Genomic DNA, 14,042 nt, shown 5'->3' with positions numbered 1-14,042 from the left:
CTCGGCCCCTGCCCCGTCTCCGTCCGCGTCCGCCTCCGCGGCCGCGGACGCCAACTGACCGGAACGCACCCACATCCATGGCTACCACCACACCCCCGCGCGGCCGTCGCCGCGCGCCCTCCCGGATGACCCGGGCCGCGGGCCGGGCCGCGGCGCTGCAGAAGCCGCGCGTCATCCTCGCCCTGCTGCTCCTGCTCGCCCTCACCAGCGTGATGCTGCTCGACGGCTACCTGCGCGCCGAGGTCGGCGGCGACCAGCGGGTCCGCAGCAACGCCAGTGCAAGTGAGGTCCCGGACGACGTCATCGACGGCGGTCCGATCCTCTCCTTCCGCAACGGCGAGGCGCAGAGCCGGTCCGTGCCGGAGAAGACCATCGCGCTCACCTTCGACGACGGCCCCAATCCGACCTGGACACCGCAGATCCTGAAGATCCTGGAGCAGAACGACGTCCCCGGGACGTTCTTCCTGGTCGGCTCGATGGTCTCGCGCTACCCGGGCATCGTGGACGACCTGGTCGACCAGGGCAACGAGGTCGGCATCCACACGTTCACGCACGTCGACCTCTCGTACCAGAGCGACGCCCGCATCCAGCGGGAGATGGCCCAGACGCAGCTCGCGCTGGCGGGCGCGGCGGGCATCACGACGACGCTGTTCCGGGCCCCGTACTCCTCCGAGACGGACGCCATCGACAACTACAGCTGGCCCGTCTACAAGAAGCTCGGTGCGCAGGGCTACACCAGCGTCTTCGTCGACACCGACAGCGACGACTGGAAGCGGCCCGGCGTCTCGAAGATCATCGAGTGGGCCACCCCGTCGAAGAACAAGGGGGCCTCGGTCCTCTTCCACGACGCGGGCGGCGAGCGCTCGCAGACGGTGGACGCGCTCGGTACGTACATCAAGAAGATGAAGGCGAAGGGCTACACCTTCACCACGATCAGCGGCGCCGTGCAGCAGGCGGACGAGGACGCGGGCGTGCTGCCCGGCGCCCCGCAGGGCCAGGGGACCGGGACGGCCGGAGCGAACGGCGCGACCGGGACGGCCGGAGCGACCGGGACCGGAACCGGTGCCGATGCCGGAGCCGCGGGCAACAGCCTTCAGGCCGCCCACCGCACCGCCACCGGCGCCACCCTCTACGAGGGCAAGGCGCTCGTCGCGGCGGTCGCCGTCGCGGAGTGGACCGTACCGGGGCTCGCGACCGGCCTCGCCGTCGTGGGCGTCGCCGTCATGGCCCGCTTCGCGATGATGCTGATCCTCGCCCGCAGGCACCACCGCAGGCGCAACAGACGCCGGTTCAGCTGGGGGCCGCCCGTCACCCGGCCGGTCACCGTCGTCGTGCCCGCGTACAACGAGAAGGAGTGCATCGCCAACACCCTCAGGTCGCTGGCGCTGAGCACCCACCCCATCGAGATCATCGTCGTCGACGACGGCTCCACGGACGGCACCAAGGAGATCGCCGAGTCGCTCGGCATACCGAATGTCCGCGTCATCCGCCAGGAGAACGCCGGCAAGCCGGCCGCGCTCAACAACGGGGTGCGCCACGCCAGTCACGACATCGTCGTGATGATGGACGGCGACACGGTCTTCGAGGCCGACACCGTGCGGCACCTGGTGCAGCCCTTCGCCGACCCCGGGGTCGGCGCGGTCGCGGGCAACGCCAAGGTCGGTAACCGCAACACGGTCATCGGCGCCTGGCAGCACATCGAGTACGTGATGGGCTTCAACCTCGACCGCCGCATGTACGACCTGCTGCGCTGCATGCCCACCATCCCGGGCGCGATCGGCGCGTTCCGCCGGGAGGCGGTGCTCGCGGTCGGCGGGATGAGCGAGGACACCCTCGCCGAGGACACCGACATCACCATCGCCATGCACCGCGAGGGCTGGCGGGTCGTCTACCAGGAGCACGCCAAGGCCTGGACCGAGGCGCCCGGCTCGCTCAAACAGCTGTGGTCGCAGCGCTACCGGTGGTCGTACGGGACCATGCAGGCGCTGTGGAAGCACCGCGGGTCCCTGACGGACAAGGGCCCCTCGGGCCGGTTCGGGCGGGTCGGCATGCCGCTGGTGGTGCTCTTCCAGATCGTCACGCCGGTCTTCGCCCCGCTGATCGACGTGTTCACCGTCTACTCGATGATCTTCATCGACTTCAAGGCGTCGCTGCTCGCCTGGCTGGCCGTGCTGTGCGTGCAGCTGGTCTGCGCGGCGTACGCGTTCCGGCTCGACCGGGAGAAGTACCGGTACCTGCTGATGATGCCGCTGCAGCAGCTCGTGTACCGGCAGATGATGTACCTCGTCCTGATCCACTCGTGCGTCACGGCCCTCACCGGCGGTCGCCTGCGCTGGCAGAAGCTGAAGCGCACGGGGGAGGTCGGCACGCCGGCGGGGGCGAACTGATGGGCGCGCACCGCCGGGGCGCCCGCCCGCCGGTGGCGGAGCGCCCGCCGATGACGGAGCTCCCGGCTGCGGCGGACACGTCGCCGCAGCCGGGAGCTCCGCAGGCCCGCCGCGGCGCGGGGCGCGACCGGTACTTCGACGTGCTGCGGGCCGTGGCCCTGGTCCGGGTCGTCGCGTACCACACCTTCGAGTGGGCCTGGGCGGGCATGGTGCTGCCCTCCATGGGCATCATGTTCGCGCTCGCCGGGACCCTGATGGCCAGGTCCCTGGAGCGGCCCGCGCTCACGGTGATCAGGAGCAGGGTCCGCCGGCTCCTGCCGCCCTTCTGGTTCTGGGGCCTGTTCGTCGTGGTCGCGATGCTGGTGCACGGCTGGATGCCGGGATGGCAGATCGTCTACTGGATCGTGCCGCTCGGCGACCCGCCGGGCAACGCGTGGGGCGAGCAGGCCTGGGAGATCCTCTGGTACCTGCGGACCTACCTCTGGTTCGTCCTCCTGTCGCCGCTGCTGCTCAGGCTCTTCCGCCTGGCCCCGGTCGCGGTCCTGGTCCTCTCCCTCGCCCCGGTCGTGATCGTCCAGTTCCTCTGGACACCGCCGGAGAACCGCTTCGGCACCGGGCTGACCGACCTGGCCACCTACCTGTTCTGCTGGATGCTCGGCTTCGCGCACCGCGACGGCGTCCTGGAGCGGCTGAAGCCGCTGCCGGTCGTCGCGTTCTCGCTCGCCGCGCTCGCGTACGGCGGCTGGTACGCCCTCACGCACCAGGCGGAGACCGGCACGTACGACCTCGACGACATCCCGTACGCCCAGGCGTTCTGGTCGGCGGGGTTCGTGACCCTGCTGATGTACGCGAAGGTGCGCCTGGGCGTCGACCTCGCGCGGCTGGCCCGCTTCCGGCGCCTGGACCGGCTCGTACGGATCTTCAACGCCCGCGCGGTGACGCTGTACCTGTGGCACGAGATCGCGCTGGTCCTCGCCGTCCCGCTGATCGACACGTTCTGGAACGTGCCGGCCTTCGAGGCGTACCTGCCGCTGGAGAGCCAGTGGTTCATGTTCGGCGTCGGGTGGGTCCTCATCGCCGTGTTCGTGCTGCTGTGCGGGTGGGTGGAGGACGTGGCGGCGAGGACGAGGCCGCGACTGCTGCCCTGAGGACCGTCCGGAGGGAGCGGCATAGCCGCATACGGCATAGCGGCATAGCGGTATACGGGCCGGGCGGCGGGGGGCCGCCGGGTCCGTACTGCCACAATGGGGACCGTGACCCGCGCATCCCTGAACAAGCAGCCGCACGAAGTCGCCTCGATGTTCGACGACGTGGCGGAACGCTACGACCTGACGAACGACGTGCTGTCCCTCGGCCAGGACCGGGTGTGGCGCAAGGAGGTCGCGAAGGCGGTCGACGCGCGGCCCGCGCAGAAGGTCCTGGACCTCGCGGCCGGCACCGCCACTTCTTCCCTGCCCTTCGCGCGCTCGGGCGCCTACGTCGTCCCCTGCGACTTCTCCCTCGGGATGCTCAGGGTCGGCAAGAAGAACCACCCCTGGCTGCCGCTCACGGCGGGCGACGCCACGAAGCTGCCGTTCAAGGACGACACCTTCGACGCGGTGACGATCTCCTTCGGCCTGCGCAACGTGCAGGACACGGACGCGGCGCTGCGCGAGCTGTACCGGGTGACGAAGCCCGGCGGGCGGGTCGTGATCTGCGAGTTCTCGCACCCGACCTGGGCGCCGTTCCGCACCGTCTACACCGAGTACCTGATGCGCGCGCTGCCGCCGGTGGCCCGTGCGGTGTCCTCGAACCCCGAGGCGTACGTCTACCTCGCCGAGTCGATCCGCGCGTGGCCCGACCAGCCCGCGCTCGCCGCGCGCCTGGTCGCGGCGGGCTGGTCCAAGGTGGCCTGGCGGAACCTGTCGGGCGGGATCGTCGCCCTGCACCGGGGCTTCAAGCAGGACTGAGGGCTGTCCCGTAATTCCCGGCGGGCGCACGACGACAGCTACGGCACCTCGCGGCGTTGCCGGATCGCCCGAATACACCCGGTATGAGGGCGGCCCGGCGCCTTGCGATGCACCGCATCTGACGCCGCGCGCTGATCCACCGGGAATTACGGGACAGCCCTCAGCTCAATATCCCTTTGGTCACTATCTGTTGACGGGAACCAGTCAACGGGTAACTCGTGTCCCATGCTTACGTCAGGTTTATGTCCGGCATGCGCCGGACGTCGGCCCGTCAGGACACGAGTTCCCCGGACGACGGAGCGTTCCGATGGCTTCGAACTGCCCGCACTGCGGGACACCCACCCCGGACGAGGCCCGCTTCTGCATGGGCTGCGGGCGCGAGCGGGGTGCGCCGGATGCGCAGGGCGCGCCGCAGGAGGCACCGCTTCTGCCGCCGTCTCCGCCTCCGCCTGCTTACGCACCCGGAGCCGCACCTGTGCCCGAGACCGCCAGGCCGTCGCGCCTCGGTGCCTTCTTCGGGCGCGTCGTCCGGGGTGACTGGGGCGGTGCCGCGCGGGCGGCGGCGTGGCCCGTCGGGCTGCTGCTCGCCGTCGCGACGGCGCTGGCGGTCCCCTCGTACGGGCAGGAACCGGGCGAGGTGGCGGTCGGGTTCGCGGACCGGCTGCGGATCGCGCTCGCGCTGCTCCTCCAGTCGGTGGGCGGCGACTTCGAGGTCGCGGAGGCCGGGGACCCCCTGTTCGGCTCGGGCGGCGGAACGGGCGGGGGCGACGGCGGCGCGGTGTCGCTGGTCCCGCTCACGGTCACGGTCCTGTGGATCGTGGCCCTCCTGATCGGCGCACGCGTCCTGCGCACCCGGACCGCCGGGGTCGCCGGAGCCGCCGGGACCGCCGGGCTGGAGGCCGCGGTGCGCGTCGCCCTGCTGGTGACGGCGGCCGTACTCGTGCTGGGCCTGTCCGCCCAGCCGACCGTCCAGGGCGTGGAGGTCTCGTCGTCGCCCCTGCTCGCCGCGCTGGGCGCCCTTGTGCTGAGCCTCGCCGTGACCGCGGCGGCCGTGTACCGCGAGGACGCGGCCGGCCGGCCCGCCGTACCGCCGGCCGTACGGGTCCTGCTGCGCGCCACCGGCACCGCCGTACGGGCGCTGGCGGTCGTCCTGGTCCTGTGCTCCCTCACGGCGTTCGTCGTCCTGGCCCGGGTCGACGGCCTGGACGAGACGCTGGACCTCGACGACGCGGAGGTCCCGGCGCTGCTCGTCGCCCTGTTCCTCCTGCCGAACCTCGCCGTCACGGCCCTGGGCCTCGGCTGGGGGGCGCCCGTGGAGGCGGAGGGCGGCAGCGCCTCGGCGTTCGGCGGGGGGTACGAGCACGAGTCGTTCGGGCTCGCCGAACTCGGTGACGCGTACGGGGGGTGGGCCGTGACCGGCGCGCTCGCGCTCGGCACGGTCTGCGCGCTCACGGTGGGGATCATGACGGCCCGCCGCTGCGCCGACCGCCGGGAGCAACTGCTGTCGGCGGGCGTCTTCTTCGCCCTGTTCCTGCTGCTCGCCGGCCTCGCGGGAGTGGATGCGGAGGCCGCCGGCGGCTCGTCGATGTACGGAACGGGCGGCTCCGGCACGTTCGAGGCGGGCCCGGCGATCCCGGAAACACTGCTGTTCGGCACCCTGTGGCTCGCGGCGGCGGTGTGGGCGGGTCCGCACCTGGCACGACTGCTCGGCCTCCGCGCGGGAACACCGTTCCCGGCTGGGCTCCCGGGTCCGGAGGGGCCTGCAAGCCCCGCAGTTCCCTCTGCTTCCTCTGCAGCCTCCGTCCCCCCTGCTCCCTCCATGCCTTCTGCTCCACCCGTTCCTTCCGTCTCGCCGGTGCCGACCGAGTCGGTGGGAGCGGCGGAGGCGTCGGCGGCCGGGGCGAGCGGGGGCGCGGACCCGGGTCCCCACCACCGAGTCCACCGAGTCCACCGAGCCCTCGCCCACCCCGTCCGGTGAGCCCGGTCCCGGCCCCGCCGAAGTCCCCGCCGGATACCACCGGTTGGACGACCCCTTCGGGTTCTCCTTCGCTGTTCCCGACACCTGGGCGCGCGAGGGCGTGAAGAACGGCACGCAGGTGACGTACGCCGGCTCGACCGGACTCGAACACCTCCAGGTCGGTGTGATCGCGGCGGCCGGCTACACCTCGTACGACAACTTCCTGACGCTGGAGGCGACGGCCCGGCGGAAGAACGACGGCTACCGGCGGATCAGACTGGAGCGGAACACCTTCCAGGGGCGCGACGGGGCCGTCTGGGAGTACACGTACACCGACGAGGCGGGGCGTCTCGTCCACGCCAGGGACCAGGGGTACGTCGCCGCGAACGGCACCGAGTACGCGATCCTGGTGGTCGGCCACGACGACGTGTGGGACAGCGGTCTCGCCGACATCCACCAGGTGGCGCTGGACACCTGGGACCTCACGTGACCCGGCCTCCCTGATCCGCCCGATCCGCCCGTACCGCTCACGCGCGCAGCGCGAAGGGGTCGTCCGGAGCGCCGGGCGGGGCCTCCGGCGGGACGTCGAGTTCGCGCTGCAGGCCGCCCGACGGCGGTGGCGGCAGCCGCGGTTCGCGCACCCCGGCGCCCCCGCCGCCCTCACCCTCGCCGAAGTCGAACCACACCGTCACGACCGTCCCGCGCGGCACCTCGGCCCCGGGCAGCGGGTACTGGCGCACGACGTAGTCGACGACGGTCAGGCCGAAGTCGGGGCGGTCGGGCGCGGCGAGGAGCACCCCGCGCGCCTCGGCCGTCTCGCGTGCGTCCACGGCCATCAGGCCGACGAGCCGCGGTACGCGCACTTCGGGTGTCTTGCGTGGTATGCGCACGGACGTCACCCCCAGCGGTACCGGCAGGGTATGCCCCTGCCGGGCCCGGCAGGAAGGCGTCGGCGAGCCGGGTCCGCGCCGTCAGAGGGCCAGCCGGTAGCAGTGCCCGAACTGGTCCGAGCGGGGCGAGGTGAACGTCTCGGCCAGCTCCATGCCGAGGCGTCTGGTCACGGCGATCGACCGCTCGTTGCGGGAGTTCACCATCGCCACCACCCCGGCGACCCCCGTGGCGCGCACCCGGTCCAGCGCGGCGTGCGCGGCGGCGGTCACGTACCCCTTGCCCCAGTGCTCCCGGCCGAGCCGCCAGCCGATCTCGATCTCGCCCTTGGGGCCCCACTCGTGCGGCCACGGCTGGGCGCCGGTGAAGCCGATGACCTGCCCCTCCTCGTCGAGCATGGTCCAGAAGCAGAAGCCGTGCTCGGCGTCGTGCCGGCGCTGGCGGGCGGTCAGCTCCTCGTAGACGGACAGTTCGGCGGACCTCCCGCCGTGGAACTCCATCACGTCCGGGTGGTCGAAGACCCGGTGCCAGGCGAAGGCGTCCTCGTCGGTGGGGACGCGCAGGTGTACCACGGGGAGAGCTCGGTTCACGGGGCAGCCCTTCAGCCAGGTGATCAGTACCGCTGCATAGACTGCCCATGTCGCGTGCCCGTCAGCACGCGGATTTCGAGACTTCGCGCTCGAAGACCGCACTCACAGACTCCGAGCCTTCGAGACCTGGGGAGACCCCGCCGTGACCGAGTCCCAGTCCCAGCCCCTCTCCGAACACTCCTCGCCCCTCTCGGAACACTCCGCCGACGTGATCGTCGTCGGGGCCGGGCCGGCGGGTTCCACCACGGCGTACTACCTGGCCAAGGCGGGTCTGGACGTCCTGCTCCTGGAGAAGACCGCGTTCCCGCGGGAGAAGGTGTGCGGCGACGGCCTGACGCCCCGCGCCACCAAGCAGCTCGTCTCCATGGGCATCGACATCTCCGAGGAGGCGGGCTGGCTGCGCAACAAGGGGCTGCGCATCATCGGCGGCGGCGTCCGCCTCCAGCTGGACTGGCCGGAACTCGCCTCCTACCCGGACTACGGACTCGTCCGCAAGCGCGACGACTTCGACGAGCAGCTGGCCCGCCAGGCGCAGAAGGCGGGTGCGCGCCTGTACGAGCGCTGCAACGTCGGCGCCCCGATCGTCGACGACCGCACGGGCCGCATCACGGGCGTGCACGCCAAGCTCGGCGACGCGGACTCCAAGGAGAAGCGCGACGTCACCTTCCACGCGCCCCTGGTGGTGGCCGCCGACGGCAACTCGACCCGGCTGTCCCTGGCGATGGGCCTGCACCGCCGCGAGGACCGTCCGATGGGCGTCGCGGTGCGCACGTACTTCACCTCCCCGCGCCACGACGACGACTACCTGGAGTCGTGGCTGGAGCTGTGGGACCGGCGCGGTCCCGGCGAGGACCGGCTGCTGCCGGGCTACGGCTGGATCTTCGGCATGGGCGACGGCACGTCCAACGTGGGCCTGGGCGTCCTCAACACCTCGTCCTCGTTCAAGGAGCTGGACTGGCGCGAGGTGCTGAAGGCCTGGTGCGCCTCGATGCCGGCGGACTGGGGCTACACCCCGGAGAACATGACGATCCCGATCCGCGGCGCCGCCCTGCCGATGGCCTTCAACCGCCAGCCCCACTACACGAAGGGGCTGCTGCTGGTCGGCGACGCGGGCGGCATGGTGAACCCGTTCAACGGCGAGGGCATCGCGTACGCCATGGAGTCCGGGCAGATCGCCGCGGACGTCATCGTCCAGGCGCACGCCCGGGCGACCCCCGCCCAGCGGGAGCTGGCCCTGCACCGCTACCCGAAGGTCCTGAAGGACACGTACGGCGGCTACTACACGCTCGGCCGCGCCTTCGTGAAGCTCATCGGCAACCCGCAGGTCATGAAGATCGCCACGCAGCGCGGTCTCACCCACCCGCTGCTGATGAAGTTCACCCTGAAGATGCTCGCCAACCTGACGGACCCGACGGGCGGCGACGCGATGGACCGCATCATCAACGGCCTGTCGAAGGTGGCCCCCAAGGCCTAGGCCCGCAGCACGTGCGGAGGGCCGCTTCCCGATCGGGAAGCGGCCCTCCGCACGTGTATCACCTCGGGTGTCCCGAGAGGTCAGGTCAGAGCACCCGTACCGCGCCGCTCGCCGGGTAGCCCGACAGGTCCTGGATGACGACGCCCTTCGAGGGGTTCGCCGCGTCCAGGTACTGGCCGCCGCCGATGTAGACGCCGACGTGGTACGCCGAGCCCGCGCCGCCCCAGTACAGGATGTCGCCGACCTGGATGTTGGAGAGCGAGACCGGGGTGCCGGCCACGGACTGGTCCTGGGAGACGCGCGGCAGGTCGACGCCGACCTGCTTGAACGCCGCCTGGACCAGGCTGGAGCAGTCCCACGCGTCGGGGCCGCTGGCGCCCATGACGTAGGCGTCGCCGACCTGGGCGCGCAGGAACGAGATGACGGTGGCGACGCTGCCGCTGGCGGGCGCCACGGCGTCGTTGCTCGCCGTCGAGGCCGTGGAAGCCGTCGTGAGGGTCGTACGCCCGGCGGTGCGCGTGGCGCGCTCCGCGGCCTCCTTGCGGGCCTCCTCGGCCTTCTTCCTGGCCTCGGCCTTCTTCTTCGCGTCCGCGAGGTCCGCCTTGGCCTGCTTCGCGGCCTTCTCGGCGGCCGCGTCACGCTCGGCACGCAGCTGGTAGTCGGCGGCGGCCTGCTGGGTGACCTCCGCGGACTCGGCGACCTGAGCGGTCAGGTCGGCCGTGAGGGTCGGCAGTTCGATGGTCTGGGTCACCGGCTCGGCCGCGTTGGCCGTTCCGGCGGCACCGGCCACTGCCAGGGTGCCGAGGACGCCACCGGCGACTCCGGCGCGCATCGCGAGCGCCGAGCTGCTGCGAGGCCGGGGTTTCCGGTGGCTGCGTATGTGAGCGGTGTGGGACATGAGAACAACCGGTATCAGGGGCTCCTCCATACCTACAAGAAACGTGTGGTGCGCCACAATTGTTCAACGGACCCCCGAATCCGGTGCCGCCGGCGCCTTATTGACGCCCTAACGGGCATTGCGGACAGGGCCCCGCACGCCTGTGATCATTGGCTTTTCGCGTTACGCCCGAATTGCCCCTGACCTACCACTGGTTGGTGCGGTTGGCCAAGCCCCGTTGTTTCCGCCCCGTTACCGGTGTGATGCACGTCACGCAACGATGCCCGTGGCGGGGGCGTCACGCGTGCGCGCCGTGGGGAGGGGTGGAGGCCGGCCCGGCGACGCCCTCCGCTCGTGAACGGATGCACGCGCCCGGCTCGTCCGCAGTCGTCCACAACGGACGTCCCAACTCCCCCCGAAGTGTGAACGAGTTCCTCTATCAAGTGACCCCGTCCAGCGCCAATTTGCGCCAGACCGGACTCCCTTGATAGTGCGCCAGGCCTTCGACCAGCGAAGACGAGCGAAAATGTCACCTCTGGTGATCACTCGGACGCTTCTCGTACGAAGATCGGCACTCATCCGACTTCATGATCGTTCGCCGGGTGGCAGAGATCACAAAGACGTTGTCGTACCCCGTGTCGCAGATCACAGACCGGCAGGCATAGGATGCGGGGCAGTTGGGCTTGTGACCTGCTTCACATGAGCACGATCTTCGTGGAGCCGCACGGAGCTCACGCACCGCACGGCGGTCGTGGGGTGCGTGGAGCAGGGGCGACGTCCGATGCAACCGCCAGCAGTCAATGCCGACTGAGAGGAGCGAGGAGCGGTGAACGCGTATGCGCCCATCCTCGTACTGGGAGCCCTCGGGGCAGGCTTTGCGATCTTCTCCGTGGTCATGGCCACGCTTATCGGTCCAAAGCGATACAACCGGGCCAAGCTCGAAGCCTACGAGTGCGGAATCGAGCCGACCCCCACGCCGGCGGGCGGCGGGCGGTTCCCCATCAAGTACTACCTGACGGCGATGCTCTTCATCATTTTCGATATCGAGATCGTCTTCCTCTACCCCTGGGCCGTCACGTTCGACGCGCTCGGGGTCTTCGGGCTCGTGGAGATGCTGCTCTTCGTGCTCACCGTCTTCGTCGCCTACGCGTACGTCTGGCGGCGCGGCGGCCTGGAATGGGACTGAACCCCGGATGGGACTGACCCCCGCAAGGGACTGAGCCCCGTCAGGGGACAGAGGAGCCATTGAGCATGGGACTCGAAGAAAAGCTGCCGAGCGGCTTCCTGCTGACCACCGTCGAGCAGGCCGCGGGGTGGGTGCGCAAGTCGTCCGTCTTTCCCGCCACCTTCGGCCTCGCCTGCTGCGCCATCGAGATGATGACGACAGGGGCGGGCCGCTACGACCTGGCGCGCTTCGGCATGGAGGTCTTCCGCGGTTCGCCGCGGCAGGCGGACCTGATGATCGTCGCCGGACGCGTCAGCCAGAAGATGGCGCCGGTGCTGAGGCAGGTCTACGACCAGATGCCGAACCCCAAGTGGGTGATCTCCATGGGGGTCTGCGCCTCTTCGGGCGGCATGTTCAACAACTACGCGATCGTGCAGGGCGTCGATCACATCGTCCCCGTCGACATCTACCTGCCCGGCTGCCCGCCGCGGCCCGAGATGCTGATGGACGCGATCCTCAAGCTCCACCAGAAGATCCAGTCCTCCAAGCTCGGCGTGAACGCCGAGGAAGCGGCCCGTGAGGCGGAGGAAGCGGCGCTCAAGGCGCTCCCCACCATCGAGATGAAGGGGCTGCTGCGGTGAGCGGCGCGAACGGCAACGGCACGAACGGCGCGGGCGGGGCGGCCGACCGCCCCAACCCCGACAAGGACCTCGACGCCTCCAACCTCCCCGGCCAGCGCGGCGACGGCGGCGAGGAGATCCGCGTCCAGCGCGGCATGTTCGGCGCGAACAACGGCGGCGACACCTCCGGGTACGGCGGCCTGGTCCGCTCGGTGCGCCTGCCCGGCGCGGCCACCCGCCCGTACGGCGGCTGGTTCGACGAGGTCGCCGACGAGCTGGAGGGCGCCCTGGAGGAGCAGGACCTGGTCCCGGAGAACGCGATCGAGAAGACGGTCGTCGACCGCGACGAGCTCACCTTCCACATCGAGCGCGAGCACCTGCTCCAGGTCGCCAGGACCCTGCGCGACGACCCGGCCCTGCGCTTCGAGCTGTGCACCGGGGTGAGCGGGGTGCACTACCCGGCCGACAAGGGCCGCGAGCTGCACGCCGTCTACCACCTGCGCTCGCTCACCCACAACCGGCTGATCCGCCTGGAAGTCAGTGCCCCCGACAGCGACCCGCGCATCCCGTCCCTGGTCGAGGTCTACCCGACCAACGACTGGCACGAGCGCGAGACGTACGACTTCTTCGGCATCGTCTTCGAAGGCCACCCGGCGCTGACGCGGATCATGATGCCGGACGACTGGCAGGGCTTTCCGCAGCGCAAGGACTATCCCCTCGGCGGCATCGCCGTCGAGTACAAGGGCGCCCAGATCCCGGCTCCGGACCAGCGGAGGTCGTACTCATGAGCACGCAGTCAGCATCACCGAGGGAAACCACCGAGGGCACCGTCTACACGGTCACCGGCGGCGACTGGGACGAGGTCGTCCAGACCGCGGCGAAGGCCGACGACGAGCGCATCGTCGTCAACATGGGCCCCCAGCACCCCTCCACGCACGGCGTGCTCCGGCTCATCCTGGAGATCGAGGGCGAGACGGTCACCGAGGCCCGCTGCGGCATCGGCTACCTGCACACCGGCATCGAGAAGAACCTCGAATACCGGACGTGGACCCAGGGCACCACCTTCGTGACGCGCATGGACTACCTGACGTCCTTCTTCAACGAGACCGCGTACTGCCTCGCCGTCGAGAAGCTCCTCGGCATCGAGGACCAGGTCCCGGACCGCGCCACGATCATCCGGGTGCTCCTGATGGAGCTGAACCGGCTCTCCTCGCACCTGGTGTGCATCGCCACCGGCGGCATGGAGCTCGGCGCCACCACGATCATGATCTACGGCTTCCGCGACCGTGAACTGATCCTGGACCTCTACGAACTCATCACCGGCCTGCGCATGAACCACGCGTTCATCCGCCCCGGCGGCCTCGCCCAGGACCTGCCCCCGGGCGCGGTGGACCACATCCGCGAGTTCGTGAAGAAGATGCGGAAGAACCTTCCCGAGTACGACAAGCTCGCCACCGGGAACCCCATCTTCAAGGCCCGCATGCAGGACGTCGGCCACCTCGACCTGACCGGCTGCATGGCCCTCGGCGCCACCGGCCCGATCCTGCGGTCCGCCGGCCTGCCGCACGACCTGCGCAAGGCCCAGCCGTACTGCGGCTACGAGACGTACGACTTCGACGTGCCCACCACGGACACCGCCGACGCGTACGGGCGCTTCCTCATCCGTCTTGAGGAGATGCGCCAGTCGCTGGCGATCGTCGAGCAGTGCCTGGACCGGCTGCAGCCCGGCCCGGTCATGGTCACCGACAAGAAGATCGCCTGGCCCGCCCAGCTCGCGCTCGGCCCCGACGGTCTCGGCAACTCGCTCGACCACATCAAGAAGATCATGGGCACCTCCATGGAGGCCCTGATCCACCACTTCAAGCTGGTGACCGAGGGCTTCCGCGTCCCGCCGGGACAGGCGTACGCGGCCGTCGAGTCGCCCAAGGGGGAGCTCGGGGTGCACGCCGTGTCCGACGGCGGCACCCGCCCCTACCGGGTCCACTACCGGGACCCGTCCTTCACCAACCTGCAGGCCATGGCGGCGATGTGCGAGGGCGGCCAGGTCGCCGACGTCATCGTGGCCGTCGCCTCCATCGACCCCGTGATGGGAGGCGTCGACCGGTGACCACCACCCCTTCCGAACAGGGCGTGCA

At 70.6% G+C, this 14,042-nt stretch carries 13 protein-coding genes and 1 pseudogene; 11 read left to right on the top strand and 3 right to left on the bottom strand.

Annotation, left to right across the window (positions count from 1 at the left end):
- Positions 1-77 precede the first annotated feature (77 nt).
- From FGF04_RS16640 to FGF04_RS16615, 6 genes and pseudogenes are all read left to right on the top strand, one after another.
- Positions 78-2,387 (top strand): bifunctional polysaccharide deacetylase/glycosyltransferase family 2 protein, encoded by a 2,310-nt coding sequence (locus FGF04_RS16640; protein WP_149512053.1) that lies wholly within the window; start codon positions 78-80, stop codon positions 2,385-2,387.
- A complete protein-coding gene (locus FGF04_RS16635) occupies positions 2,387-3,535 on the top strand; it encodes an acyltransferase family protein (RefSeq protein WP_188114102.1) in 1,149 nt (382 codons plus the stop codon). The genes FGF04_RS16640 and FGF04_RS16635 overlap by 1 nt, the downstream gene beginning before the upstream one ends.
- Positions 3,536-3,640: 105 nt before the next feature.
- On the top strand, positions 3,641-4,336 hold the full coding sequence (locus FGF04_RS16630) for a demethylmenaquinone methyltransferase (RefSeq protein WP_149512051.1): 696 nt from the start codon (positions 3,641-3,643) through the stop codon (positions 4,334-4,336).
- 307 nt (positions 4,337-4,643) lie between these two features.
- A pseudogene (locus FGF04_RS42065) lies at positions 4,644-4,712 on the top strand (zinc-ribbon domain-containing protein); the annotation flags it as partial.
- A 99-nt stretch (positions 4,713-4,811) separates the two neighbouring features.
- Entirely contained in the window at positions 4,812-6,314 is a 1,503-nt protein-coding gene (locus tag FGF04_RS16620) for a zinc ribbon domain-containing protein (RefSeq protein ID WP_149512050.1), read from the top strand.
- 43 nt (positions 6,315-6,357) lie between these two features.
- Positions 6,358-6,783 (top strand): hypothetical protein, encoded by a 426-nt coding sequence (locus FGF04_RS16615; RefSeq protein ID WP_149512049.1) that lies wholly within the window; start codon positions 6,358-6,360, stop codon positions 6,781-6,783.
- Positions 6,784-6,820: 37 nt separating this feature from the next.
- Here FGF04_RS16615 and FGF04_RS16610 read toward each other — a convergent pair whose 3' ends face one another.
- Both FGF04_RS16610 and FGF04_RS16605 read right to left on the bottom strand, forming a co-directional pair.
- Entirely contained in the window at positions 6,821-7,183 is a 363-nt protein-coding gene (locus tag FGF04_RS16610) for a PASTA domain-containing protein (RefSeq protein WP_149512048.1), read from the bottom strand.
- 81 nt (positions 7,184-7,264) lie between these two features.
- Complete coding sequence (locus FGF04_RS16605) at positions 7,265-7,771, bottom strand: GNAT family N-acetyltransferase (RefSeq protein ID WP_149512047.1); 507 nt, start codon at positions 7,769-7,771, stop codon at positions 7,265-7,267.
- Between the two features lie 142 nt (positions 7,772-7,913).
- Between FGF04_RS16605 and FGF04_RS16600 the strand changes: the two genes are divergently transcribed.
- Positions 7,914-9,245 carry a geranylgeranyl reductase family protein gene (locus FGF04_RS16600; protein ID WP_149512046.1) on the top strand — a complete coding sequence of 444 codons (1,332 nt, stop codon included), beginning with the start codon at positions 7,914-7,916 and terminating at the stop codon, positions 9,243-9,245.
- 85 nt (positions 9,246-9,330) lie between these two features.
- Here the strand turns inward: FGF04_RS16600 and FGF04_RS16595 are convergent, their stop codons facing one another.
- Positions 9,331-10,173, bottom strand: coding sequence for a C40 family peptidase (locus FGF04_RS16595; RefSeq protein WP_149512045.1), 843 nt, complete (start codon positions 10,171-10,173; stop codon positions 9,331-9,333).
- Positions 10,174-10,948: 775 nt separating this feature from the next.
- Between FGF04_RS16595 and FGF04_RS16590 the strand changes: the two genes are divergently transcribed.
- From FGF04_RS16590 to FGF04_RS16575, 4 genes are all read left to right on the top strand, one after another.
- Complete coding sequence (locus FGF04_RS16590) at positions 10,949-11,308, top strand: NADH-quinone oxidoreductase subunit A (RefSeq protein ID WP_033319564.1); 360 nt, start codon at positions 10,949-10,951, stop codon at positions 11,306-11,308.
- A gap of 65 nt (positions 11,309-11,373) precedes the next feature.
- Entirely contained in the window at positions 11,374-11,928 is a 555-nt protein-coding gene (locus FGF04_RS16585; protein WP_018528252.1) for a NuoB/complex I 20 kDa subunit family protein, read from the top strand.
- Positions 11,925-12,695 carry an NADH-quinone oxidoreductase subunit C gene (locus FGF04_RS16580; RefSeq protein ID WP_149512044.1) on the top strand — a complete coding sequence of 257 codons (771 nt, stop codon included), beginning with the start codon at positions 11,925-11,927 and terminating at the stop codon, positions 12,693-12,695. Before FGF04_RS16585 ends, FGF04_RS16580 begins: the two co-directional genes overlap by 4 nt.
- A complete protein-coding gene (locus tag FGF04_RS16575; protein ID WP_149512043.1) occupies positions 12,692-14,014 on the top strand; it encodes an NADH-quinone oxidoreductase subunit D in 1,323 nt (440 codons plus the stop codon). The genes FGF04_RS16580 and FGF04_RS16575 overlap by 4 nt, the downstream gene beginning before the upstream one ends.
- Positions 14,015-14,042: the final 28 nt, after the last annotated feature.

Source organism: Streptomyces apricus, from assembly GCF_008369065.1.
Classification (GTDB): domain Bacteria; phylum Actinomycetota; class Actinomycetes; order Streptomycetales; family Streptomycetaceae; genus Streptomyces; species Streptomyces apricus.
Note: the sequence above shows the minus strand (reverse complement) of the source record. Positions and strands in the feature narration are given on the sequence as shown.

What these genes read in the sequence shown, in the direction of transcription:
- FGF04_RS16595 (WP_149512045.1), bottom strand. Translation starts at nt 10,173, where the DNA reads ATGGAGGAGCCCCTGATACCGGTTGTTCTCATGTCCCACACCGCTCAC.
- FGF04_RS16640 (WP_149512053.1), top strand. Translation starts at nt 78, where the DNA reads ATGGCTACCACCACACCCCCGCGCGGCCGTCGCCGCGCGCCCTCCCGG.
- FGF04_RS16585 (WP_018528252.1), top strand. Translation starts at nt 11,374, where the DNA reads ATGGGACTCGAAGAAAAGCTGCCGAGCGGCTTCCTGCTGACCACCGTC.
- FGF04_RS16635 (WP_188114102.1), top strand. Translation starts at nt 2,387, where the DNA reads ATGGGCGCGCACCGCCGGGGCGCCCGCCCGCCGGTGGCGGAGCGCCCG.
- FGF04_RS16575 (WP_149512043.1), top strand. Translation starts at nt 12,692, where the DNA reads ATGAGCACGCAGTCAGCATCACCGAGGGAAACCACCGAGGGCACCGTC.